Source organism: Pseudomonas sp. HP_08, from assembly GCF_055284095.1.
The window spans coordinates 89,795-114,317 of the sequence record NZ_JBTOQC010000013.1 but is presented as its reverse complement, the minus strand read 5'-3'; the positions used below and the strand labels follow the sequence as shown (position 1 = coordinate 114,317).

Genomic DNA, 24,523 nt, shown 5'->3' with positions numbered 1-24,523 from the left:
CTCATGAACCAGGTTGCATTGGTGACAGGTGCAGGGCAGGGCCTTGGTCTGAGCTTCTGCGCACGGCTGCTTGATGCCGGTTACAACGTGGTGGTCAGCGACCGCGACGAGCAGGCGGCCATCGCTGCGGCCGGCAAGCTCGACAGCACCGGCGAGCGGGTGTTGGCCGTCCGCCTGGATGTGTCGAGCAAGACCGACTTCGAACAGGCGCTGGCCCAGGTGCTGGCGCGCTTCGGCGCCCTGCACGTGGTGGTCAACAACGCGGCGGTGACCAAGACCACGCCGCTGATGCAGATCAGCCCCGAAGAGTTCGACGCGGTGGTCAGCGTCAACCTGCGCAGCGTGTTTCTCGGCTGCCAGGTGTTCGGCGCCTACCTGGCTGAAACCGGCTACGGACGCATCGTCAATATGGCCTCACTGGCCGGCCAGAACGGCGGCACCGCCACCGGCGCGCACTACGCGGCGAGCAAGGGCGCGATCGTGACCCTGACCAAGGTCTTCGCCAAGGAATTCGCCGCCCGTGGCGTCACGGTCAATGCCATCGCGCCTGGGCCCATCGAGTCGCCGGCGGTGCATGCCGCGGTGCCGGCCGAACGCCTGGCCGGGCTGATCGGCAATATTCCGGTGCAGCGCCTGGGCGATGCGGACTTTCTCGGCGACCTGATCGTGCAACTGGCGCGGCCTGAGGCCTGGTTCACCACCGGGGCGACCTGGGACGTGAACGGCGGCCTGTTCATGCGCTGATCCCGGCGCATAAATCCCAAGGAATTTCAGCCATGAATGAACAACTGTTGAATGTCATCGTCAGCAAGCGCCAGGTCCAGGGCGACGGTGTCGTGGTCCTTGACCTGACCCGCGCCGATGGCGCCGCCTTGCCGCTGTTCGAAGCCGGCGCGCATGTCGATATCCATATCGGTCCGGGCCTGGTGCGCCAGTATTCGCTGTGCAGCGACCCGGCCGATGTCAGCCTGTACCGCCTCGGCGTCCTGCGGGACCCGGCCTCGCGCGGCGGCTCGGTGGGCGTGCACGACACCCTGCTCGAAGGCCAGCCGGTGCAGATCAGCACCCCGCGCAATCTGTTTCCGCTGGTGGCCGGTGCGCGGCGCTCGATCCTGCTCGGTGGCGGCATCGGCATCACGCCGATGATCGCCATGGCCTACGCGCTGCAACAACGCGGCGAGGATTTCGAGCTGCACTATTGCGGCCGCTCCCGCAGCCGCAGCGCGTTTCTGGAGCAGCTTGAAGCGGCGCCGTTCGCCGACAAGGTCATCACCCATTTCGATGACGAAGGCAGCGAGCAGAACCTCGATCTGGTCAAGGTGCTGGGGCAGGGCGAGGGCGGCGTACACATGTACACCTGCGGCCCGTCGGGCTTCATGGACTGGGTCATCAACGGCGCCCGCCAGCAAGGCTACGCCGAGGACCACATTCACAAGGAATACTTCCAGGTCGAAGTCGACGCCAGTGGCGAAAGCTTTGAAGTGGTCGCTGCGCGCAGCGGCAAGACCGTACAGGTCGCCGAGGGCCAGAGCATTCTCGAGGCGCTGGCCGGTGTCGGCATCAAGATCGAAATCTCCTGCGAGCAAGGCGTGTGCGGCACCTGCCTGTGCGATGTGCTCGAAGGCGAACCGGACCATCGCGACGTGTACCTGACCGACGAGGAAAAAGCCGGCAACGACCAGATCCTGGTGTGCTGTTCGCGGGCCAAATCCAAAAAACTCGTGCTGGACATTTGAGGAGAACGACCATGGTCGACGTAACCGATTTTCGCAATGCCATGGCCCTGCTCGGCGGCGCCGTGTCGGTGATCACCACCGACGGCCCTGCCGGACGCTGCGGCTTCACCGCCTCGGCGGTGTGCAGCGTCACCGACTCGCCACCGACGCTGCTGGTGTGCATGAACCGCACCTCCAACTCCAACGCGCAGTTCAAGGCCAACGGCACCGTGTGCGTCAACGTGTTGGCCGGCACCCATCAGGAACTGTCCGGCGCATTCGCCAACAAGGCGCTGAGCATGGAGCAACGTTTCGCCAGCACCGCCTGGACCACGCTGGAAAGCGGCGCGCCGGTGATGCTGGAGGCGCTGGTCAACTTCGATTGCCGCATCGCCCAGGTGCACGAAGTGGGTTCGCACAACATTTTCTACTGCGAGATCCAGAGCATCCGCCAGGGCGGCGCCGATGAAGGCCTGGTGTACTTCAACCGCGCGTATCACCGCCTTGGGACACCGTAAGGACTGCACAGGACCGACGTAGGACCGACTTTAGTCGGGAAGCAGACGACCCCCAATCTGCGTGATGACCTTCGCGGCTAAAGCCGCTCCTACGAGCCGCTCAATTCAATAAGCACAACAGCTTTTTCGCGAGCCTTTGCCATAGAAGCAAGCCGCGAATTTTCCTGCCGAGTTCCGTTTCGTTGATCTGCTCATATCACATAAAAAAACAGCCCTTCGGGGCTATAAGAGGAGCCGTCACATGTTGCACTCGACCATCACCCGTCGTATCGGCATCACCAGTCTTTTGAGTTTAAGCATGGGAGGCATGGGCGTGGCGCACGCCGATGTCTGGCAAGACAGCCACCTGAAAGTGGACATGAAAAACCTCTGGCTGGACCGCAATTACACCGAGAGCGGTGCGGCCACCAGTAAGGTCGGCAACTGGTCGCAGGGTTTCGACCTGCAGTTCGCCTCCGGCTACACCGACACGCCGCTGGCCTTCGGCCTGGACCTGGATGCGCAGTACGCTTATGTGCTGGATTCTGAAGGCAACGACGGCACGCTGCCGTACGACCGCATCAACGGCATCCCGGACGACTACAGCCGTGCCGGCGCGACGCTGAAAATGAAGTACTCGCAGACCGAACTGAAAATCGGCGACATGCGCCCGGAACTGCCGATCGCCTGGCACGACCCGAGCCGCCAGCTCGACACGATTTACCAGGGCGCGGTGATCGAGAGCAAAGAGATTCCCAACCTGACCTTGACCGGCGGGCGCTTCTGGTCGGCCGTGACGCGCGAGTCTTCCGATCACGAGAAATTCTACAAATACGGCTCGACCGACAACCTCGACAGCAAGGGCATCGACTTTGGCGGCGCGACCTACAACCTGTTGCCCAACCTGCAAGCCAGCTACTTCTACGGTGTGATGCACGACATCTACCGCCAGCACTACTACGGCCTGATGCACATGGCTGATCTGGGCAACGGCTACAAGCTGCGCACCGATGTGCGCTGGTTCGATAACCGCGAAGACGGCCAGGCGCTCAATGGCGAAGTCGACAACCGTGCGCTGTCCACAGGGCTGGCGCTGACCAAGGGCGGGCACCGCTTCAGCGTGGTGTACCAGCGCATGTACGGCGACAGCATTTTCCCGACGCCCAACGGCTATATCCCGCAGTTCTACCTGCTCAACTGGGCCAACCAGCCATTCATGCGCCCGCAGGAGCGTTCGGTGGGCGTGGGCTACAGCTACGACTTCGCAGGCCTCGGCATCCCGGGCCTGACCTTCAGCACCCGCTACATCAAGGGCTCCGACATCCTGCGTGCAGGCCTGTCCGACGGTCACGAAAACGAGCGCGATCTGGCGGTGCGCTACGTGGTGCAGAACGGCCCGCTCAAAGGGCTGGGCGTGGAGTGGAAGAACTACCTGGTGCAACAGAACTTCGGCGACGACTTCCAGGAGAACCGCCTCTACACAACCTACACCTGGAAACTTTGGTAACTGAGTGTGGGAGGGAGCTCTGCTCGCGATGGCTGCATTCAAGGCACTGCAAATGTGCCAGCTTTACTGGCCCTTTCGCCAGCAGAGCTGCCTCCCACAAGGTACGCGTCAGATTTGTAATGGAGCAGCTTCCATGACTACACACAGCAATCCCCCGATGCGTCGCATTGTGGTCGCTTCGGTGATCGGCAATGCGCTGGAATGGTATGACTTCTTCCTGTACGGCACCGCCGCCGCGCTGGTGTTCGGACCGTTGTTTTTCCCCGCCGGCACGGACCCGGTGCTCGGTACGCTGGGGGCCTTTGCAGGTTTTGCCGTCGGCTTTGTCGCGCGTCCCGTCGGCGGGATCATTTTCGGCCATGTGGGCGATCGGCACGGACGCAAGCTGGCGCTGGTCATCACCCTGGCGATGATGGGCCTGGCCACCTTTCTCATGGGCTTGTTGCCCACCTATGAACAGGCCGGTTTTCTCGCGCCCTTGTCGCTGGTGCTGTTGCGCCTGGTGCAGGGCGTGGCGGCCGGCGGCGAGTGGGGCGGCGGGGTGCTGATGCTCAGCGAGAACGCGCCGCCGGGCAAGGCCGGTTTCTATGCCTCGTTCAGCCAGTTGGGCGTCAGCGGCGGTTTCGTGCTCTCGGCCGGAGCGTTCTATCTAGTGCAGCTGTTGCCCGCAGACAGCTTCATGAACTGGGGCTGGCGCCTGCCGTTTCTGGCCAGCGTGCTGATCTTCGGCGTCGGCCTGTACATTCGCCGCCGGTTGCCGGAAAGCCGGGCCTTCGAGGAGCAAAAGCAGGCCGCGGCGCATCATCTGCCGGTCATGCAGGTCTTGCGTGAACACCCCAAGGCGGTGCTGCAAGCCATGGGCTTGCGCCTGGCGGAAAACGGCGGGGCGTATATCTTCCTGTCGTTCTCGATGGCCTACGCCAAGTTCACCGGGCTGTCGACGCAGACCGTGCTGATGGGCGTGATGCTGGCGATGGTGCTCGAAGCCTTCAGCATCCTGTTCTGGGGCTGGCTGTCAGACCGTATCGGCCGCCGCGCGGTGTATGCCTTTGGCTCAATCAGCCTGGTGGCGCTGGCCTTTCCGTTTTTCTGGCTGTTCGACACCCACGATCCCGCGCTGGTGTACCTGGCGCTGGTGCTCGGTTTGCCGGTCAGCCATGCGGCCATGATCGGCACCCAGCCGGCGTTGATGGCCGAGCTGTTTCCCACCCATGTGCGTTACACCGGCCTGGCGCTGGGGCATGAAATCGCCTCGATCTTTGCCGGCGGTTTCGCCCCGCTGATCGCCACCGCCTTGTTCGCCACAACGCATTCGGCGTGGCCGGTGTCGGTGATGCTGCTGCTGTTCGGTGCCGTGACCAGCCTGACCGTGTTGACCCTGCCGCGCAGCACGCCGGCCTTGATTGAGAGCAAGCATGCACCTGTATGAATTGATCCGCTTCACCCTGCGCGTGCGCACACCCGCCCAAGCCCTGCCACGTCTCGAAAAAGCCCTGAGCGAGGCGGGCGAGGGCGTCAGCCTGGCCGGTTGCTGGGTCTCGGAAATCGGCCCGCAAAACACAATTGCCGTATTGCGCGGCTTCACCAGCAACGACGCCCGTCAGGCCGAACGCGAACGGGTACTGCTGGCACCCGATGCCTTCGGCATTGGCGAGTTCGTGCTCGATCAGCAGATCGACGATTACCGGTTGTTCCCGTTTCTCGAACCGCTGGCGCCGGGCAAGCACGGGCCGTCTATGAACTGCGTGAGTACAACCTGGTGACCTCGGGCCTGGCGCCGACCCTGGCCGGCTGGCGCAAGGCGGTGACGCCTCGCACCAGGGATGCTTATTCGCAGGTGTATGCCGCGTTCTATGCCACCAGCGGCCGGGTGCCGCGCTATTTGCACATCTGGCCGTACGCCAGCCTGGAACAACGCCTGGACGTGCGCACCCGCGCGGTCCAGGACGGCGTCTGGCCGCCGGAAAACTCAGGCCCGCAGCTCAAGGAAATGAACTCGGTGGTGTACCTGCCGGCAGGGTTTTCGCCGTTGGGGTGATAGCGCGAGATATGCATCGAACAAACGTCACACATCTCGTAGGAGCGAGCGAAGAGCTCGCGAATGCCGGCTATCAGTCACCAGCGATGTTGAAGGTGCCTGGCCCTTTCGCGAGCTCTGCGCTCGCTCCCACGGGATCGGTGGTGGTGCTTAAAGACACGAAATCGTCTCGCGCAGAAACGCGCAAAACCACAGTTGCGCCGAGCTGTCGCCGCTGTGTTCGTGCCAGTGCAGGCTGACATGCGTCGAACAAACGTCACACATCTCGTAGGAGCGAGCGGAGAGCTCGCGAATGCTGGCTATAAGTCACCAACGATGTTGAAGGTGCTGGCCCTTTCGCGAGCTCTGCGCTCGCTCCCACGGGATCGGTGGTGGTGCTTAAAGACACGAAATCGTCTCGCGCAGAAACGCGCAAAACCACAGCTGCGCCGAGCTGTCGCCGCTGTGTTCGTGCCAGTGCAGGCTGACATGCGTCGAACAAACGTCACACATCTCGTAGGAGCGAGCGAAGAGCTCGCGAATGCTGGCTATCAGTCATCAATGATGTTGAAGGTGCCTGGCCCTTTCGCGAGCTCTGCGCTCGCTCCCACGGAATCGGTGGTGGTGCTTAAAGACACGAAATCGTCTCGCGCAGAAACGCGCAAAACCACAGCTGCGCCGAGCTGTCGCCGCTGTGTTCGTGCCAGTGCAGGCTGACTTCGAATTCCGGCACGGTGAAGGGCAGCTCCACGCTCTTCAGGCCGTTCTTTTCGGCGTACACCGTGGCGACCCGTTCGGGCAGGGTGACCAGCAGGTCGCTGGTCGAGATGATTTGCGGCAGCACGCTGAAGTGCGGCACGCGCAGGCTGACCGGGCGTTGTATGCCGGCTTCGCGCAGGCGGTCTTCGACAAAGTGGTGGCCGGTGCCGGCCGAGACCACCACGTGCCGTTCGTTGATGAATTGCTCCATCGACAGCGTGGTGTCGATGCGCGGGTGGTCGGCGCGCAGCATGCACACGTAACGTTCGATGAACATCCGCTCGCATTGGGCCTGCACCGGCAGATAGCTGCGGTTACACACCGCTGCGTCGATCTTGCCGGTCCTCAGCCATTCGTCGAGGCGGTCGATCTCGATCTGGATGATTTCCAGCTCCACCAACGGCGCCTGGGCTTGCAGGCCGCGCAGCACGTGCGGCAGGAAGAACACTTCACCCAAATCCGACAGTGCCAGGCGAAAGCGCCGGGTGGACTGTTGCGGGTCGAACTTGCGGGTCAGCGCCAGCGCACGTTCGATGTCGGTCAGCGATGAGCGAAACGAGCCGTACAACTGCGAAGCCAGCACCGTGGGTTGCATGCCGTCACGGGTGCGCTTGAACAGCGGGTCGCCCCATTGATCGCGCAGCCGCGACAGCGCGTAGCTGACCGACGGCTGGGTCACATGCAGGCGGTCGGCAGCGCCGGTGACGCTGCCGGTTTCGTAGAGGGTGACAAACACCCGGACGAGGTTGAGATCGATCATCGGGAAATAGACCTTATTGGTGCCTGCCTGGAAGCTATATCCATTCGATCTGTTTAACAAACGTGCGCGTTAAACCAGGTACTGCTCGATAGCCTTCTCGCGCCAGATGATGCCGATGCCCGGCAGGTCTGGAATCACCGCGTTGCCATCGACGAATTCCAGGGTCGGCTCGATCACGCTGCCGGCCAGGTCCAGGCGTTCCAGCCAGTGCGCCGTCGGCGTCGCGGCCAGCAGGTGGGCGCTGATTTCCTGGAACAGGTGGCTCGACATCGGTATCCCGAACTGTTGCGCCAGGGCGCTGGCGCGCAGCCAGCCGGTGACGCCGCCGATTTTCATCGCATCCGGCATGGCCAGCCGGCAGGCACCGGCTTGCAAGGCCTTGAACATGTCTTCCGGCCCCAGCCAGTTTTCGCCCATCTGCACCGGCACATCGAGCGCCGCCTGAATGCGCTGGTGGCCGGCATAGTCATGTTGCAGGGTCGGCTCTTCGATCCAGGCCACACCCAGATCCTGCAAGGCCTGGCCACGCTTGATCGCGGCCGCTATATCAAGGCTCTGGTTGTAGTCGACCATGATGCCGAAGTCATCGCCGACCGCGCGGCGAATGCTGCCGACCACTTCAAGGTCCTGGCGCAACGTGGCATAGCCGATCTTGGTCTTGATCGCACGAAAGCCGCATTCGGCAGCGGTGGCGGCGCGTTCGGTGGCCAGTTTTACGCCGTCCAGGCTGTGGCTGTCGTAGCTGGGAATGGGCCGGGCGCTGGCGCCGAGCAAGCGCACCAGCGGCAGGTTGTGCGCCTTGGCCAGCGCATCCCAGGCCGCCATGTCGAGGCCGGCGGCGGCCATGCGCACCAGACCGGTGAAGCCGGCCAGGCAAAAACGCTTGGCCAGCATGGCCTCAAGATCGACCGGCGCCAGCGGCTGGTTGATGATCAACGGCGCCATATCGTCCAGAAGCTGCTTGAGCGATTTCAGCGCCACCGGCGTATAGGCAAACAGGTACGCATGGCCGGTGACGCCGGCGTCGGTATCGAGGTCGATCAGCACCAGCGGCGCGGTGCCCACGGTGCCGACCGCCGTGTGCACCGGGTACGACAGCGCGACGTTGATGGCGCGGGTGCGCAGGCCGGTAATCAGAATATCGCTCATGCCAAGGATCCTTTGACGCGCATCAGCGGCGCGCTTGAATGTGAGGGACGGCCTTCGTCGTGCAGAAAGTCCGCTGACAACGAGGCAATGTCGGGGCAGCCGATCTGCGCCAGGGTTCGGTCGATATCGGCCTTGAGCAGCGTCAGCACTTCATCGACACCGGCCTGGCCACGTGCTGCCAGGCCATACAGCGTGGCGCGGCCGAGCAGCACCGCCTGCGCGCCCAGGGCCAACGCCTTGACGATGTCCGAGCCACGGCGAAAACCGCTGTCGATCAGCACCGGTTTGTCTGTACGCGCCACGGTGTCGGCGAGCACTTCCATGGGCGAGATCGCGCCATCGAGTTGCCGGCCGCCGTGGTTGGAGAGGATCACGCCATCGGCGCCTTCCTGAATGCAACGCTGCGCGTCTTCGCTGCTCAGCAGGCCTTTGACCAGCAGCTTGTGCGGCCATAAATCGCGCAGCCAGCGCAGCGCCCGCCAGTCGAAACTGGCGTCCATCTGCCGGCTCATCAGCGCCGCCTGCATCTCCAGGCTGGACGTTTCGCTGCTGACAAAGTTGGCCAGTTGCGGCATGCCATGGCGCAGCAGGTCCAGCGACCAGCGCGGGTGCAGGCAACCGTCGAGCATGACCTTGGGCGTGTAGCTCATCGGCATCTTGAAGCGGTTGCGCAGGTCGCGCTCGCGATAGCCATTGACCGCCACGTCGGTGGTCAGCACCAGCGTGGTGTAGCCGGCGTTCAAGGCCTTGAGCACCATGCCCTGGGCGATTTCACGGTGGATGACATACAGCTGAAACCACAGCTCGCCATCGCACTGGCGCGCCAGCTCGTCGATGGACAGGTTCGAGGCGGTCGACAGCACGAACGGAATGCCCGCCTTGCCGGCCGCTTTGGCCAGGGCCAGATCGCCGTTGGGCCACAGCGCGCCATTGAGGCCGGTAGGGCCGATCAGCAGCGGCAGGCTTTGCGGCTTGCCCAGTATCTGGGTGTTCAGGCTGCGCTGGCTGACATCGACCAGACGTCTGGGCTTGAAGCGCCAGTTCTGAAACACCGAACGGTTATGGCGCAGGCCGTGTTCATCCTCGGCGGCGCCTTCGAGATAGTCGAAGACCATGCGCGGCAGGCGCTTGCGCGCCAGCTGGCGATAGTCCTCGACGTTCAACAGGGTTTGATCAGTCATGACCCGGCCTTAATCCAGAGGACCCAAAGTGCTGACCTCGATCAGCACCGGCGCCTTGAGCGCCAGCGCCTCGGACAGGGCCGCGGTCAATTGCGCCTGGTCGCCGGCCTTGATCGCGTGCATGCCGTAACCCTTGGCCAAGGCGCAGAAATCGATGCCCGGCACATCCAGCCCCGGCACGTTCTCGGCCTTGAGCACGCCGGCAAACCAGCGCAGGGCGCCGTAGGTGCCGTTATTCATGATCACGAAGATGGCCGGAATCCTGTACTGCACGGCGGTCCACAAGGCGCTGATGCTGTAGTTGGCCGAGCCGTCGCCGATCACCGCAATCACCTGCCGTCCGGGTTCGGCCAGTTGCACACCGACCGCGGCCGGCATCGAAAAACCCAGCCCGCCGGCCGCGCAGAAGTAGTAGCTGCCAGAGTGACGCATGTTCAGGCGTTGCCACATCAGGGCGGTGGTCGAGGTCGACTCATTAAGGTAAATGGCGTTTTCCGGGGCCATCGCATTCAGGGTGTCGAACACCGTTTCCGGGTGCAGTGCGCCGGGGCCTTGCTCGATGGCTTGCGACAGCGGCAGCGCGTTGGGCAGCGGTTGCGCGCGCTCTGTTACCCGTGCGGCCAGGCCTGCAGCCATCAGGCCGATATCGGCGACGATGGCATCGCCCATCGGTGCGCGGGCCGCTTCCAGCGGGTCGCAGGTCACCGCGATCAGGTGCGTGCCGGGCTTGAGGTACTGGCCCGGATCGTACTGGTGATAACGAAACACCGGCGCGCCGAGCACCAGCACCAGATCATGGCCTTCGAGCAATTGCGCAATGGTTGCGATGCCGGCCGGCAACAGCCCGCGAAAGCACGGATGGCGGGTCGGGAACGGACTGCGCGGCGCAGAAGGCGCGACCCACACCGGCGCCTTGAGGCGTTCGGCCAGGGTCACGCAATCGGCGTTGGCATTGGCGGCATCGACATCGGGACCGAGCACGATCACCGGGTTGCCGGCCTCGCTGAGCGCCTTGGCCAGTTGATCGAGCGCGCTGTCATCCAGGCGCACGGCGGTGCTGACCTGACGATCAAACAGATGGTGCGACTGCGGGTCGGCGTCCTGATCCCAGTCGTCATAGGGCACCGACAGATACACCGGCCCGCGCGGCGCCATGCTCGCCATATGAATCGCCCGGCTCATGGCATGCGGCACCTCGCTGGCGCTGGCCGGCTCGTAGCTCCATTTCACTAACGGCCTGGGCAAGCTGGTGGCGTCGACATTGGTCAGCAAGGCCTCGACGCCGATCATCGCCCGGGTCTGCTGGCCGGCGGTGACGATCAGCGGCGAGTGCGAATTCCAGGCATTGCTCAGGGCGCCCATCGCGTTGCCGGTGCCGGCCGCCGAGTGCAGGTTGATGAACGCAGGCTTGCGGCTGGCCTGGGCATAGCCATCGGCAATGCCGACCACCACGGCCTCTTGCAGGGCCAGGATGTAGCGAAAGTCCTCGGGGAAGTCCTTGAGAAAAGGCAGTTCGTTGGAGCCGGGATTGCCGAAGACCGTGTCGATGCCTTGGCGGCGCAACAGCTCGTAGGTGGTCGAATGTACCGAAGCCATGGTGGATTGCTCTCATTATTTGAGGATGAGAGCACCATAGAAGTGGCTTATAAATAGATCAAATAGATAGATTTTGGTGTTATTTATAATCTGTGTTTATAAAGGTGCAGGGTATGAAAATAGAGGGGTCTTATTTTTAATCCAAAAAACTATCTATTTGATCTATTTCTGCCTGCTGCATACCGTGACGTTCACTGCTCCCCACCTGTAATCCGCCCCTCGATTACCTGAGCCGCGCCCATGCGGTTCTTAAAACAACTACAACAACAAGAGTAACTGCCATGCAACGTATCAATGCAGTGGACGTCGTCGACTCCGCGAAACTGAACGGCTTTCATTATCTACTGGTGTTCTGGTGCTCCTTCATCATGATGTTCGATGGCTATGACCTGGTCATCTACGGCTCGGTGTTGCCGCACCTGATGACCGAGTGGAGCCTGAGCGCAGGCCAGGCCGGGATGCTCGGCTCCAGTTCCATGCTCGGCATGATGGTTGGTGCCTTGACCCTCGGCACGGTCGCCGACCGCTTCGGCAGGCGCCCGATCATTCTGTTCTGCGTGGCGCTGTTCAGCCTCGCGGCATTCGCCAATGCCTTCGCCCACGATGCCACCACCTTCGGCCTGTGCCGCTTTCTGACCGGCGTCGGCCTGGGCGGCGTGGTGCCCAACCTGGTGACGATCCTCAAGGAAATGTCGCCGGGCGCGTACCGCAACCGGCTGATCAACCTGATGCTGAGCTTTTTTGCGGTCGGCGGCCTGCTGTCGGCGCTGGCGGGCATGTACCTGATTCCGGCGTTCGGCTGGCACTCGCCGTTCTACATCGCCGGCCTGTCGATCGTGGCCTTGCCGCTGCTGTACAAGACCCTGCCTGAATCGGTGGCGTACCTGGTGCATCGCGATCGCCAGGCCGAAGTTGCCCGCGTGCTGGGCAAGATCAACCACGCGCACACGCCGGTCGGTGAGGTGCACTACCAGCTCGATGCGCAAAACGCCGGCGCCGGCACCTCGCTGGTGGCGCTGTTTCAGGGTGGACGCTCGCTGGCCACGCTCATGCTGTGGCTGTCGTTCGGCATGTGCATGCTGATGGTGTACGGGCTCAACACCTGGCTGCCCAAGTTGATGAGCAGCGGCGGTTATCCGCTGGGCTCCAGCGTGATGTTCCTGTTTGTCATGAACGTGGGCGCCTTGATCGGCCAGTTGGCCAGTGGCGTGATTGCCGATCGCTGGGGCTGCAAACCGACGTTGCTGGTGCTGTTCGCGGTCTCGGCCATTTCCATTTCGTTGCTGGGCATCAAGCCTGACGCGGTCACCCTTTACGCGCTGTTGCTGCTGGCCGGTGGCGCCACGGTGGGTTGCCTGTCGCTGGTGCACACCCTGGCCGCCGACCTGTACCCGGCGAATGCCCGCTCCACCGGCGTCAGCATGGCCGCCGCCGTCGGCCGTTGCGGTGCGGTGGCCGGTCCTCTGCTGGGCGGTTATCTGCTCAGCCTGAGCCTGCCGTTCGCGCAGAACTTCCTGTTGTTCGGCCTGCCCGGCGTGCTGGCGGTCGTTTCGGTGCTGTTGATCACCCAGCGGCATGCTGCCGCCAGCATTGAAGCGGTGAAAGTATGAAGACCGTCAGCCCGATTAAAGTGGCCGGGGCATTGGCAACATTGTCGTTCGCGTACCCGGCATACGCCGATGTGGTGCAGGACAGTCACTTGTCGCTGGGGCTGCGCAACTTTTATGTCGACCGCGATTTCAAGCAGGACAATGCGCCCAGGTCGCGGGTCGGCAGCTGGAGCCAGGGGTTCGATCTGCAGTTCAAGTCCGGCTACACCGAGGGCCCGATCCAGTTCGGCCTCGATGCGGCGGGGCAGTACGCTTACCGGCTCGATGGCGGCGGCGGGCGTGGTCCCGACACCGTGCTGCCGTATGACCTGAGCAAGGGCGAGCAAGCGCGTGATTACGGGCGGGCAGGGCTGACGGCGAAGATCCGGGTATCGAAAACCGAGCTGCGCATCGGCGAGCACCGGCCCACGCTGCCGGTCGCGTTCATGGATGACTCACGGCAACTGGTGACCACCTACGAAGGCGCGACGGTCGAGTCCAGAGAATGGTCGAACCTGACTCTCAACGCCGGGCGCTTCTGGAAAATCGCCAGCCGCGAGTCCAGTAACCGCGAAGATATTTATCTGTTCGGCGACACCCGTGCGCAGAGCAGCGACGGGCTCAACTTTGCCGGTGGTCGCTACGACTTCACCCCGGCCCTGAATGTCTCGTACTACTTTGCGCAGCTGCAAGACATCTACCGGCAACACTACCTGGGCGCCGCCTACACGTTCGATCTGGGCAATGGCTACAGCCTGAAAAACGACGTGCGCTTCTACGACACCCAGGACGAAGGCGCCAGGCGCTCCGGTGATTTCGACAACCGCGCGCTGGGCCTGATGACCGCGCTGAAGAAAAACGGCCACACCTTCACGCTCGCCTGGCAGCGCATGAGTGGCGACGACGCCTTCCCGTTGTTCAACGGCTATGCGCCGCAACCGACGCTGGTGAACTGGTCGACCATCGCCTTCTACAAACCCGGCGAGCGTTCCTGGCAGGCCCGCTATGACTACGACTTTGCCGGAATGGGCGTGCCGGGCCTGAAGTTCATGACCCGCTATATGCGCGGCACCGACATCGACCGCGGCGCCAGCCTGCAAGACAACGTCGAGAGCGAGAGCAACCTGGTTGTCTCATATGTGCTGCAAAGCGGACCGCTCAAGGGCGTGGCCTTCGAGGGACGCAACATCAAGGTCAAGACCCGCTTCGGCGCGGATTTCGACGAGAACCGCCTGATCACGACCTACACCTGGAAGTTCTGGTAAATGGAAAATGTATTGCCCGCACTGGCCCGGTAGGAGCGCGCTCTGCCGGAATGCCGGACCACCGCGACCGGCTGCGTTAGCAGTCGTACATTGTGGCGTCTGATCAATTTTTGCGAGCGCTAGCGCACTCGATCGCGGGCAAGCGCGCTCCTACACACGTCCGGTGAAACCTGGATTGGTGAGTCAACTTTGCGAGATATGGATAGAGGTCTGCACAAACTGGATATTTCCGGCTTTGCACAGACCCCTACCATGGTCTCGCCTGAACAATAACAACGGAGACCCTGGCCATGTCCTTGGGAATTGAGTACCTGAACAGTCTGCTTGAGGAAGATGAAGCGCAGGGCGTCTACCGCTGCAAGCGTGAAATGTTCACCGACCCGCGCCTGTTCGACCTGGAGATGAAGCACATCTTCGAAGGCAACTGGATCTATCTGGCGCACGAAAGCCAGATCCCCAACAAGAACGATTTCCTGACCACGCAAATCGGCCGTCAGCCGATCTTTATCGCGCGCAATAAAGACGGGGTTCTCAACGCCTTTCTCAACGCCTGCAGCCACCGCGGCGCGATGCTGTGCCGGCACAAGACTGGCAACAAGTCATCCTACACCTGCCCATTCCATGGCTGGACCTTCAACAACAGCGGCAAGATGCTCAAGGTCAAAGACCCGAGCGAAGCCGGCTACCCGTCGAGTTTCAACTGCGAAGGCTCGCATGACCTGACCAAAGTCGCGCGGTTCGAGTCCTATCGCGGTTTCCTGTTTGGCAGCCTGAACGCTGACGTATTGCCGCTGGTCGAGCACCTCGGCGAGTCGGCAAAGATCATCGACATGATCGTCGACCAGTCGCCCGAAGGCCTGGAAGTGCTGCGCGGTTCCAGCTCGTACATCTACGAAGGCAACTGGAAGCTGACCGCCGAGAACGGCGCCGACGGCTACCACGTCAGTGCCGTGCACTGGAACTACGCCGCGACCCAGAACCAGCGCAAACTGCGCGAGGCTGGTGAAGAGATCAAGACCATGAGCGCCGGCAGCTGGGGCAAGACCGGCGGCGGTTTCTACTCGTTCGACAAGGGTCACTTGTTGCTGTGGACCCGCTGGGCCAACCCCGAAGACCGTCCGGCCTACGAGCGCCGTGACGAACTCGCCCGTGATTTTGGCCAGGCCCGCGCCGACTGGATGATCCAGAACTCGCGCAACCTGTGCCTGTACCCCAACGTTTATCTGATGGACCAGTTCAGCTCGCAGATTCGCATCGCGCGGCCGATCTCGGTGAACAAGACCGAAATCACCATCTACTGCATCGCGCCCAAAGGTGAAAGTGCCGACGCACGCGCCAAGCGCATTCGTCAGTACGAAGACTTCTTCAACGTCAGCGGCATGGCCACGCCGGATGACCTGGAAGAATTCCGCTCGTGCCAGACCGGCTACGGCGGCGGCACCGGCTGGAATGACATGTCGCGTGGTGCGGCGCACTGGATCGAAGGCGCGGATGCCGCCGCGCAGGAAATCGAACTCAAGCCGCTGCTGTCCGGTGTGCGCACCGAAGACGAAGGCTTGTTCGTGCTGCAACACAAGTACTGGCAGCAGACCATGATCAAGGCGGTAGAAGCCGAGCAGTCGTTGATTCCTGTGGAGGCCGTGCAATGAGCTGCACTTACGAGATCGTCCGCGACTTTCTGTTTCGCGAAGCGCGCTACCTGGATGACGCGCAGTGGGATCAATGGCTGGAGCTGTACGCCAGCGACGCCACCTTCTGGATGCCGGCCTGGGACGACAACGACACCCTGACCGAAGACCCGCAAAGTGAAATTTCGCTGATCTGGTACGGCAACCGTGGCGGCCTGGAAGACCGCGTGTTCCGGATCAAGACCGAGCGCTCCAGCGCGACGATTCCCGACACCCGCACCTCGCACAACCTCAGCAACATCGAGGTGATCGAAGAGGGCGATGGCGTGGCAAAGGTGCGCTTCAACTGGCACACCCTGAGCTTTCGCTACAAGACCGTCGACAGCTACTTCGGCACCAGTTTCTACACCCTCGACATGCGTGGCGAACAACCGCTGATCAAGGCCAAGAAGGTCGTGCTGAAAAACGATTATGTGCGTCAGGTCATCGACGTCTACCACATCTGAAGGTGCACCATGAGCTTTCATATCGCGCTGAATTTCGAGGACGGGGTGACCCGTTTCATCGACGCCACTGCCAGCGAAACCGTCGCTGACGCCGCTTACCGCCAGGGCATCAATATCCCGCTCGACTGCCGCGACGGCGCCTGCGGCACCTGCAAATGTTTCGCCGAGGCCGGCCAGTACGATCTGGGCGATGAATACATCGAAGACGCCCTGACCGAGGAAGAAGCCGAACAAGGCTATGTACTGACCTGCCAGATGCGCGCCGCCAGTGACTGCGTGATCCGCATTCCGGCGTCCTCGCAGGTGTGCAAGACCCAGCAAGCCAGCTTCGACGCCGCGATCAGCGATGTGCGCCAACTGTCTGAAAGCACCATCGCGCTGTCGATCAAGGGCGATGCGCTGGCCAGCCTGGCGTTTTTGCCGGGCCAGTACGTCAACCTGCAAGTGCCGGGCAGCGAGCAGACCCGCGCCTATTCCTTCAGCTCGCTGCAAAAGGGCGGCGAGGTCAGCTTTCTGGTGCGTAACGTGCCGGGCGGTTTGATGAGCAGCTTTTTGACCGGCACTGCCAAGGCCGGCGACGCCATGCGCCTGACCGGGCCGCTGGGCAGCTTCTACCTGCGCGAGATCAAGCGGCCCTTGCTGTTGCTCGCTGGCGGCACCGGGCTGGCGCCGTTTACCGCGATGCTGGAGAGAATCGCCGGCCTTGTGGAGCAGGGGCAGGGCAGCGCCTATCCGGTGCACCTGATCTACGGCGTCACCCACGATTTCGACCTGGTCGAGCTGGAAAAACTCGAAGCCTTTGCTGCACGGATTCCGAACTTTACCTGGCGCGCCTGCGTGGCCAGCCCCGACAGCGGCCATCCGCACAAGGGCTATGTGACCCAGCACATCGAGGCCGGGCACCTCAACGAAGGCGAGGTCGACATCTACCTGTGCGGCCCGCCGCCAATGGTCGAAGCGGTCAGCACCTACATTCGCGACCAGGGCCTGACGCCGAGCAATTTCTACTACGAGAAATTCGCCGCCAGCGCGGCCTGACACTAACGAGGTTGTCATGAGCAAGAGATTTATCGGCAAGGTCGTCGTGGTCACCGGTGCCGCGCAAGGCATCGGCCGTACGCTGGCCGAGCGGCTGGTGCAGGAAGGCGCGCAAGTCGTGGCCGTCGATCGCTCCGAGCTGGTCTTTGAACTGGTTTCCGAGCACGTGCTGGTCCTGACCGCAGACCTGGAGCAATACAGCGATTGCAGCCGGGTCATGGCCGCTGCCGTGGAGCGCTTCGGGCGTCTGGATGTGCTGATCAATAACGTCGGCGGCACGATCTGGGCCAAGCCTTTCGAGCATTACGCCGAACACGAGATCGAGGCCGAGGTGCGCCGTTCGCTGTTCCCGACCCTGTGGTGCTGCCATGCGGCCTTGCCGCACATGCTCGCCCAGGGCAAGGGCGCCATCGTCAACGTCTCGTCCATCGCGACGCGCAGCATCAACCGCGTGCCGTACGGCGCGGCCAAGGGCGGCGTCAATGCGCTGACCGCGTGCCTGGCATTTGAAAATGCCGAGCGCGGCATTCGCGTCAATGCCACCGCGCCCGGCGGCACCGAAGCGCCGCCACGGCGCATTCCGCGCAACAGCGCCGAGCAGAGCGCAGACGAGAAAGTCTGGTATCAGCAGATCATCGACCAGACCCTCGACAGCAGCCAGATGAAGCGCTACGGCACGATCGACGAACAGGTCGGCCCGATCCTGTTCCTGGCCTCGGATGACGCCTCGTACATCACCGGCGTGACCTTGCCGGTCGGCGGTGGCGACTTGGGTTAAGGGCACCTCTAAAAACTACCTGCGTTGCCATCGCTGCGTTAAAAACAGGCTCAGAATGCTCATTGACAACCAGTCAACTCCGCTTCCTCGCCTGTTTTTGTGGGGCCGCCATCGGTATTGCGCTGGCTGCCTCGCCTACGTTTTTAGAGGCACCCTTAATGCTTCAAAAAGCACGCTCAACAAGAACAAGACAGGTGAACAGCATGACCGTGAAGATTTCCCATACGCCAGAACTGCAAAAATTCTTTGAAGAAGCGGCCGGTTTCGGCAACGACGACGGTAGTCCGCGCGTCAAAAGCATCGTCCTGCGCGTGCTGCAGGACCTGGCGAACGTCATCGAAGACCTGGACGTCAGCGAAGACGAATTCTGGAAAACCGTCGACTATTTCAACCGCCTGGGCGGACGCAGCGAGGCCGGCCTGCTGGTTGCAGGGTTGGGCATCGAGCATTTTCTCGACCTGTTGCAGGACGCCAAGGACGAGCAGGCCGGCCTCACCGGCGGCACTCCGCGCACCATCGAAGGCCCGCTGTATGTGGCCGGCGCCCCGATCAGCCAGGGTGAAGCGCGCCTGGACGACGGTTCCGAGGACGGCGTGGCCACGGTGATGTTTCTGCAAGGCCAGGTGCTCGACCCGGACGGCAAGCCATTGGCCGGCGCGACCGTCGATCTGTGGCAGGCCAACACCAAGGGCACGTACTCGTTCTTCGACCCGAGCCAGTCGGAATACAATCTGCGCCGGCGCATTCTCACCGATGAACAGGGCCGCTACCGTGCCCGCTCCATCGTGCCTTCCGGCTACGGCTGCGACCCGCAAGGCCCGACCCAGGAATGCCTGGACTTGCTCGGCCGCCACGGCCAGCGCCCGGCCCACGTACACTTTTTCATCTCGGCGCCGGGCCACCGGCACCTGACCACGCAGATCAACCTGTCGGGCGAGAAATACCTGTGGGACGACTTCGCCTACGCCACCCGCGACGGCCTGGTCGGCGAAGTGCTGTTCCGTGAAGACGGCGCACGCGGCATCGAAGGCCGCTACGCCGAGATGACGTTCGACTTCCAGTTGCAGAAAGCCGTCGAGTTTGACGCCGAGCAGCGCAGTTCCCGGCCACGGGCCTTGCAGGACGCCTGATCACGCCGTCGATTCATGCGTCCCCTCCGGGCCCGCCTTCATTGGCCGGTCCGGTTTTTTGCGTTTGCTGACCCATTCCAATAACAACAATGAGAACAATCATGCACGCCGCCAATACCCGCTTGCGCCTTGCCGCCGTTGTACAAACCCTTGCCGTGCTGGCCTGTGTGCTCGCCGGCCTGTACCCCGGGCATCTCACTCTTTGCCTGAGCCTCAGCGTGCTGGCGCTGATTGCCGCAGGCTGGCTGTATCACTTCGACAAGGTGCAGACGATCGAGGTGCGCGTCGAGGTGCCGGTCGAACCGCTGATTGCGCCGCGCACCACCCTGATCGAAGCCGTTAATGTGCCCGAGCCGGCCGCGCTCGACCCGCGTCTGCACAGCAGCCTGGGCGAGCTGGCCCAGGCGATTCATGCCACTGAACAGGACATGCGCTTGGCCAACCAAATGGCGCGCGAGGCCGGCGGCAAGGTCAACGCCAGCGCGCAGAGCATTCAGGCTTCGGCGAAAATCCTCGGTGAGCTGGACCAGTCCATGGGCCAGCTGGCGCATTCCTTCGATGAACTGGGCGGCCAGTCCGTGCAAATCAGTGCGCTGGTCGGCAGCATTCAGGACATCGCCCGGCAAACCAACCTGCTGGCGTTGAATGCCGCCATCGAGGCGGCCCGCGCCGGTGACCATGGCCGCGGCTTTGCCGTGGTCGCCGATGAAGTGCGCAACCTGTCGCGGCGCGTGACCGACTCCAGCGCGCAGATTCACCAGATCGCCCAGAGCCTGGAACGCACCGCCGATGAAGCCCGCGGCGGCATCGATCAGTTGGGCGCCTCGGCACGCAGCGGCCTGGCGCAGTCCGATGAGGCCCTGCAATCGATGCAAAGCCTGCGCGACGCGGCGGTCGCGCGGATGGAGATCGTCGAGCGGGTCATGGGCCGGCTGGCGGGGCAGCGGCTGTTGACCACGCAGGTTGAAGGGTTACTGGTCGAGATGCCTGTCGGCGCTGCGCGCTGATCTGGTGCGAGCGCTTTGATCGTTCGCTATATAAAAGTGCATATAGCGGTGCGCTAAAGTTGTTCAAGCGCCGTAAATCCCATCCCCCGCGCGCGCCATCCCCATTTGGCCCGTGACTTGCTTGTCACCTTGGCAAAGCAGTCAACGCTGACTGCACACTTACGACAAAGGCGCCGTGTTTCCCCCTGTTTCGGCAGACGGGTGACAGGGCGCTTTTGCGTTTCTGGCCTTCCAGAAACGCACACGTTATTTTTTGGGTGGGGGTGACCATGGCCAGCAACACCGTACGCAGCGTCTGTCCCTATTGTGGTGTGGGGTGCGGCATCGTCATGCAGGTCGAAGACAACGTGGTGGTCAAGGTCGCGGGCGACAAGACCCACCCGACCAACTTCGGTCGCCTGTGCACCAAGGGCAATACCAGTGGCCAGGCCCTCGCCAAGTCCGGGCGCATGGAATATGCCTATTTGCGCCAGGAGCGCAACCGCGATCCGGTGCGCACCGGCGTTGATACAGCAATCAGCGAAACCGCCCGGCGCCTGCGTGAAATCCTTGATGCCGATGGGCCTGATGCCCTGTCGTTTTATGTGTCCGGGCAAATGTCGCTGGAGTCCCAGTACCTGATCAACAAGCTTGCCAAAGGCTTTGTGCGCACCAACAACATCGAGTCCAACTCGCGGTTGTGCATGGCCAGTGCCGGCAGTGGTTACAAGCTTTCATTGGGCTCCGACGGACCGCCGGGGTCTTATCAGGACTTTGACACGTCCGACCTGTTCTTCGTGATCGGCGCCAACATGGCCGACTGTCATCCGATTCTGTTCCTGCGCATGATGGACCGGGTCAAGGCCGGCGCGAAGCTGATCGTGGTCGATCCCCGGCGCAGCGCCACCGCCGACAAGGCGGGGTTGTTCCTGCAAATCAAACCGGGCATGGACCTGGCGCTGCTCAATGGCCTGCTGCACCTGCTGGTGAAAAACGGCCACACCGATCCGGCCTTCATCGCCGCGTTTACCGAGGGCTGGGAGGTCATGCCCGAGTTTCTTGAAGACTATCCGCCAGACAAGGTCGCTGAAATCACCGGCATTCCCGAGGCCGATATTCGCCAGGCCGCCGGATGGATTGGCCAGGCGGGCGAGTGGATGAGTTGCTGGACCATGGGCCTTAACCAGAGCACCCACGGCACCTGGAACACCAATGCGTTGTGCAACCTGCACCTGGCCACCGGTGCGATCTGCCGTCCGGGCAGCGGGCCGTTTTCCCTGACCGGCCAGCCCAACGCCATGGGCGGTCGGGAAATGGGCTACATGGGCCCAGGCCTGCCGGGGCAGCGCTCGGTACTGGTCGAGGCCGACCGGATGTTCATCGAAGACTTGTGGGGCATCGAGCCGGGCAGCCTGACGCAGAAAACCGGTGGCGGCACGGTAGCGATGTTCGAGCAAATGGGCGCTGGCGATATCAAGGCCTGCTGGGTGATCTGCACCAACCCGGTGGCGACCGTGCCCAACCGCCAGAAGGTCATCGAAGGCTTGCAGAAGGCGCAACTGGTCATCACCCAGGATGCGTTTCTCGACACCGAGACCAACCGCTACGCCGACATCCTGTTGCCCGGCGCGCTGTGGGCCGAAGCCGAAGGGGTGATGATCAACTCCGAGCGCAACCTTACCCTGATGCAAAAGGCCGTCGAGCCGCCCGGTGAAACACTGCCCGACTGGCAGATCATCGCCCGGGTAGCCTGTGAAATGGGCTTTGCCGAGGCGTTCACCTATGCCTCGGCAGAGGAGGTTTTTGAAGAGATCAAGCGCGCCTGGAACCCCAAGACCGGTTATGACATTCGCGGTGCAAGCTATGCGCGCCTGCGCGAGCAACCGTTGCAATGGCCCTGCGCGAGCATTGATGCGCCTGATCGAAGCCCGATCCGTTACCTGAACAACGGCATCAGCCAGAAGCTCAAGGTCGAGGCCGACGGAAGCCAGCCGCCAATTGTGTTTGCCACCGAGCGCGGCAAAGGCATCTTCCTGGCGCGGCCGCACATGCAGCCGGCGGAAATGCCCGACAAGGACTTTCCGTTCGTACTCAACACCGGCCGTTTGCAGCATCAGTGGCACACGATGACCAAGACCGGCAAGATCGCCACGCTGAACAAACTCAACCCTGGCCCGTTTGTCGAGATCCACCCGGAAGACGCCGCCAGTTTCGGCATCAAGGACAAGGATCATGTCGAGGTCCGCTCGCTGCGCGGTCGCGCGGTATTGCCGGCGGTGGTGACGGACCGGGTGCGCCAGGGCAACTGCTTTGCGCCGTTTCACTGGAACGATGTGTTCGGTGAAAACCTGGCGATCAACGCGGTGACCAACGACGCGATCGATCCGATTTCGCAGCAGCCCGAATTCAAGTTCTGCGCCGTCGCGCTGCAACGGGTCGAACTGATCGACCATCAGTTTCTCGATGTCCCGGCACCCGCAACCGTTCAGTCGCCCCTTTCTGCCCCATCTTCAGAGGAACTTGCCATGCCCAGCATCGAGGCATTTGCCGAAATCGCCGGTATCAGTAGCGTGCCTGCGCCAGCGTTGAACGATGGCGAACGCCTCTACCTGGCCGGATTTCTCAGCGGCCTCAAATCCAGTGCCGGGCGTGAGATTGCGGGTGTGCCGACGCTGCCGCCCAATGCGCCAATGGCCACCGCAACACGCTTGTGGCTGGACGGCGTACTGGGTGGCTTGTTCAGCCGCACCGGCACCGCTACGGCGCAACTGAGCCACGACGCGCAATTGCCAGCCGCGCCGGTGGCCGAGCATAAACCGGCTTTGACCCTGCTCTGGGCGTCGCAAACCGGCAACGCCGAAGCGCTGGCCGAACGCTTTGCCACGCGCCTGCGTGAGGCGGGCATGGCGGTGGAACTGAGCGCAATGGCGGACTTTGCACCCGGCAAGCTGACCAGTGCGAGCAACCTGGCCTTGATCAGCAGCACCTTCGGCGACGGCGATCCGCCGGACAATGGTGAAGGTTTCTGGAGCGGTTTGAGCCGCATTGATACGCGCCTGGAGTCGTTGCGCTTTGCCGTTCTGGCCTTGGGCGATCCCAATTACGATCAGTTCTGCCAGCACGGCAAGAAGCTCGACCTGCGCTTTCAGGAACTGGGCGCCACACGGCTGCTGGAGCGGGTGGACTGCGACACCGAATTCGAGGCGCCGGCCGAGCGCTGGCTCAATGCGCTGCAAGACGCCTTGAAGCCTGGTCAGCTACAGCCGGTTGCCGCGCCTGCCGTGGTTGCCGAAAAACCGACGGTGGCGATCAGCAAAACCGCGCCGTTCAATGCCCGCTTGCTGACCAACCTGCGCCTCAATAGCCAGAGTGCCCATAAAGACACGCGCATGTTTTCCCTGGACCTGGCCGGTTCCGGGTTGCATTACGAAGCCGGTGATGCGCTGGGCGTCTGGCCGCGCAACTGCCCGGAGCTGGTCGACGAACTGCTTGCACTGACGCACCTCAATGCCGATGCGTGCATCAGCGTCGACAAGGTCGGTGATGTACCGCTGCGTCAGGCCCTGACCGAGCACTACGAAATTGCCCGCCCAAGCAACGAGGCCTTGGCATTCATTGCCCAGCGCAGCAGCAATCCGGCCTTGAAAGCGCTGCTCGGTGATGAGCGCAAGGCTGAACTGAAAGACTGGCTATGGGGCCGGCAACTGGCCGATGTGCTGCACGAGTTCCCGGTCGACTGTTCGGCCACTGAGCTTTTGGGTGCGCTCAAGCGCCTGCAACCGCGGTTGTATTCGATTTCGTCCAGCGCCAAGGCCCACCCGCAGGAGGTGCACCTCACCGTGGCGGCGGTGCGTTATGGCAAGCGCAAGGGTGTTTGCTCGACCTTTCTGGCTGACCGTGCCGAACAGCTGAATGTCCCGGTGTTCCTGCAACCGTCGAAGCATTTCCGCGCCCCGGCCAAGAGCGATCTGCCGATGATCATGATTGGCCCCGGCACCGGCGTGGCACCGTTCCGGGCCTTTCTGCAAGAGCGTCGGGCCCGTGGTGATACCGGCAAGAACTGGTTGTTCTTTGGCGAGCAGCATGCCGCGAGCGACTTCTATTATCGCGACGAGCTGGAAGGCCTGCACAAGGATGGTCTGCTGACCCAGCTGAGCCTGGCGTTTTCCCGCGACCAGCACGAAAAAATCTATGTGCAGGACCGCATCGCCGAACAAGGTGCCGAGCTATGGCGTTGGTTGCAGGAAGGCGCGCAGCTGTACATCTGCGGCGATGCCAGCCGCATGGCCAAGGATGTCGATCAGGCCCTGCGCCAGGTCGCGCAGAGCCACGGCGGGCTCAGCGCGGAAAAAGCCACGGACTACTGGCGTTCGATGAGTGAGCAGAAGCGTTATTTGCGCGATGTGTATTGAGCGGCAGCGC

Annotated in this window: 18 protein-coding genes and 1 pseudogene; 15 read left to right on the top strand and 4 right to left on the bottom strand. The window is 62.6% G+C overall.

Annotation, left to right across the window (positions count from 1 at the left end):
• Positions 1–3 precede the first annotated feature (3 nt).
• The 6 genes and pseudogenes from ACYAS9_RS14650 (at position 4) to ACYAS9_RS14625 (ending at position 5,757) form a co-directional block, all read left to right on the top strand.
• Positions 4–744, top strand: coding sequence for an SDR family NAD(P)-dependent oxidoreductase (locus tag ACYAS9_RS14650; RefSeq protein ID WP_463569025.1), 741 nt, complete (start codon positions 4–6; stop codon positions 742–744).
• Positions 745–776: 32 nt separating this feature from the next.
• Positions 777–1,736: a PDR/VanB family oxidoreductase gene (locus ACYAS9_RS14645; protein ID WP_463569024.1), complete on the top strand. Its 960-nt coding sequence runs from the start codon at positions 777–779 to the stop codon at positions 1,734–1,736.
• Positions 1,737–1,747: 11 nt separating this feature from the next.
• Positions 1,748–2,233, top strand: a complete 486-nt coding sequence (locus tag ACYAS9_RS14640) for a flavin reductase (protein WP_463569023.1) — start codon at positions 1,748–1,750, stop codon at positions 2,231–2,233.
• Positions 2,234–2,474: 241 nt separating this feature from the next.
• The gene (locus ACYAS9_RS14635; protein ID WP_463569022.1) at positions 2,475–3,719 is read left to right on the top strand and encodes an OprD family outer membrane porin; all 1,245 of its coding nucleotides are present in this window, start codon (positions 2,475–2,477) and stop codon (positions 3,717–3,719) included.
• A 133-nt stretch (positions 3,720–3,852) separates the two neighbouring features.
• A complete protein-coding gene (locus ACYAS9_RS14630; RefSeq protein WP_463569021.1) occupies positions 3,853–5,148 on the top strand; it encodes an MFS transporter in 1,296 nt (431 codons plus the stop codon).
• A pseudogene (locus tag ACYAS9_RS14625) lies at positions 5,135–5,757 on the top strand (NIPSNAP family protein). Before ACYAS9_RS14630 ends, ACYAS9_RS14625 begins: the two are co-directional and overlap by 14 nt.
• A 607-nt stretch (positions 5,758–6,364) precedes the next feature.
• Here ACYAS9_RS14625 and ACYAS9_RS14620 read toward each other — a convergent pair.
• The 4 genes from ACYAS9_RS14620 to mdlC all read right to left on the bottom strand — a co-directional run bounded on the left by ACYAS9_RS14620 (position 6,365) and on the right by mdlC (position 11,181).
• On the bottom strand, positions 6,365–7,255 hold the full coding sequence (locus ACYAS9_RS14620) for a LysR family transcriptional regulator (protein ID WP_463569020.1): 891 nt from the start codon (positions 7,253–7,255) through the stop codon (positions 6,365–6,367).
• A gap of 69 nt (positions 7,256–7,324) precedes the next feature.
• Entirely contained in the window at positions 7,325–8,404 is a 1,080-nt protein-coding gene (locus ACYAS9_RS14615; RefSeq protein WP_463569019.1) for an enolase C-terminal domain-like protein, read from the bottom strand.
• The gene (locus ACYAS9_RS14610; RefSeq protein ID WP_463569018.1) at positions 8,401–9,585 is read right to left on the bottom strand and encodes an alpha-hydroxy-acid oxidizing protein; all 1,185 of its coding nucleotides are present in this window, start codon (positions 9,583–9,585) and stop codon (positions 8,401–8,403) included. Before ACYAS9_RS14610 ends, ACYAS9_RS14615 begins: the two co-directional genes overlap by 4 nt.
• A 9-nt stretch (positions 9,586–9,594) precedes the next feature.
• Positions 9,595–11,181: a benzoylformate decarboxylase gene (gene mdlC, locus ACYAS9_RS14605; protein WP_463569017.1), complete on the bottom strand. Its 1,587-nt coding sequence runs from the start codon at positions 11,179–11,181 to the stop codon at positions 9,595–9,597.
• A gap of 281 nt (positions 11,182–11,462) precedes the next feature.
• On the opposite strand from mdlC, the gene ACYAS9_RS14600 reads away from it, so the two are divergent.
• The 9 genes from ACYAS9_RS14600 to ACYAS9_RS14560 all read left to right on the top strand — a co-directional run bounded on the left by ACYAS9_RS14600 (position 11,463) and on the right by ACYAS9_RS14560 (position 24,513).
• Positions 11,463–12,791 carry an MFS transporter gene (locus tag ACYAS9_RS14600; protein WP_463569016.1) on the top strand — a complete coding sequence of 443 codons (1,329 nt, stop codon included), beginning with the start codon at positions 11,463–11,465 and terminating at the stop codon, positions 12,789–12,791.
• The gene (locus ACYAS9_RS14595) at positions 12,788–14,035 is read left to right on the top strand and encodes an OprD family porin (protein WP_463569015.1); all 1,248 of its coding nucleotides are present in this window, start codon (positions 12,788–12,790) and stop codon (positions 14,033–14,035) included. The genes ACYAS9_RS14600 and ACYAS9_RS14595 overlap by 4 nt, the downstream gene beginning before the upstream one ends.
• Positions 14,036–14,325: 290 nt before the next feature.
• Entirely contained in the window at positions 14,326–15,684 is a 1,359-nt protein-coding gene (benA, locus tag ACYAS9_RS14590) for a benzoate 1,2-dioxygenase large subunit (RefSeq protein WP_463569014.1), read from the top strand.
• Complete coding sequence (gene benB, locus ACYAS9_RS14585) at positions 15,681–16,169, top strand: benzoate 1,2-dioxygenase small subunit (protein ID WP_463569013.1); 489 nt, start codon at positions 15,681–15,683, stop codon at positions 16,167–16,169. Before benA ends, benB begins: the two co-directional genes overlap by 4 nt.
• A 9-nt stretch (positions 16,170–16,178) precedes the next feature.
• Complete coding sequence (gene benC / locus ACYAS9_RS14580) at positions 16,179–17,207, top strand: benzoate 1,2-dioxygenase electron transfer component BenC (RefSeq protein ID WP_463569012.1); 1,029 nt, start codon at positions 16,179–16,181, stop codon at positions 17,205–17,207.
• A 16-nt stretch (positions 17,208–17,223) separates the two neighbouring features.
• A complete protein-coding gene (locus ACYAS9_RS14575; protein ID WP_463569011.1) occupies positions 17,224–17,985 on the top strand; it encodes a 1,6-dihydroxycyclohexa-2,4-diene-1-carboxylate dehydrogenase in 762 nt (253 codons plus the stop codon).
• A 203-nt stretch (positions 17,986–18,188) separates the two neighbouring features.
• The gene (gene catA / locus ACYAS9_RS14570) at positions 18,189–19,115 is read left to right on the top strand and encodes a catechol 1,2-dioxygenase (protein ID WP_463569010.1); all 927 of its coding nucleotides are present in this window, start codon (positions 18,189–18,191) and stop codon (positions 19,113–19,115) included.
• Positions 19,116–19,204: 89 nt separating this feature from the next.
• Complete coding sequence (locus ACYAS9_RS14565) at positions 19,205–20,122, top strand: methyl-accepting chemotaxis protein (RefSeq protein ID WP_463569009.1); 918 nt, start codon at positions 19,205–19,207, stop codon at positions 20,120–20,122.
• A 269-nt stretch (positions 20,123–20,391) separates the two neighbouring features.
• Positions 20,392–24,513 carry a molybdopterin-dependent oxidoreductase gene (locus ACYAS9_RS14560; RefSeq protein ID WP_463569008.1) on the top strand — a complete coding sequence of 1,374 codons (4,122 nt, stop codon included), beginning with the start codon at positions 20,392–20,394 and terminating at the stop codon, positions 24,511–24,513.
• Positions 24,514–24,523 lie beyond the last annotated feature (10 nt).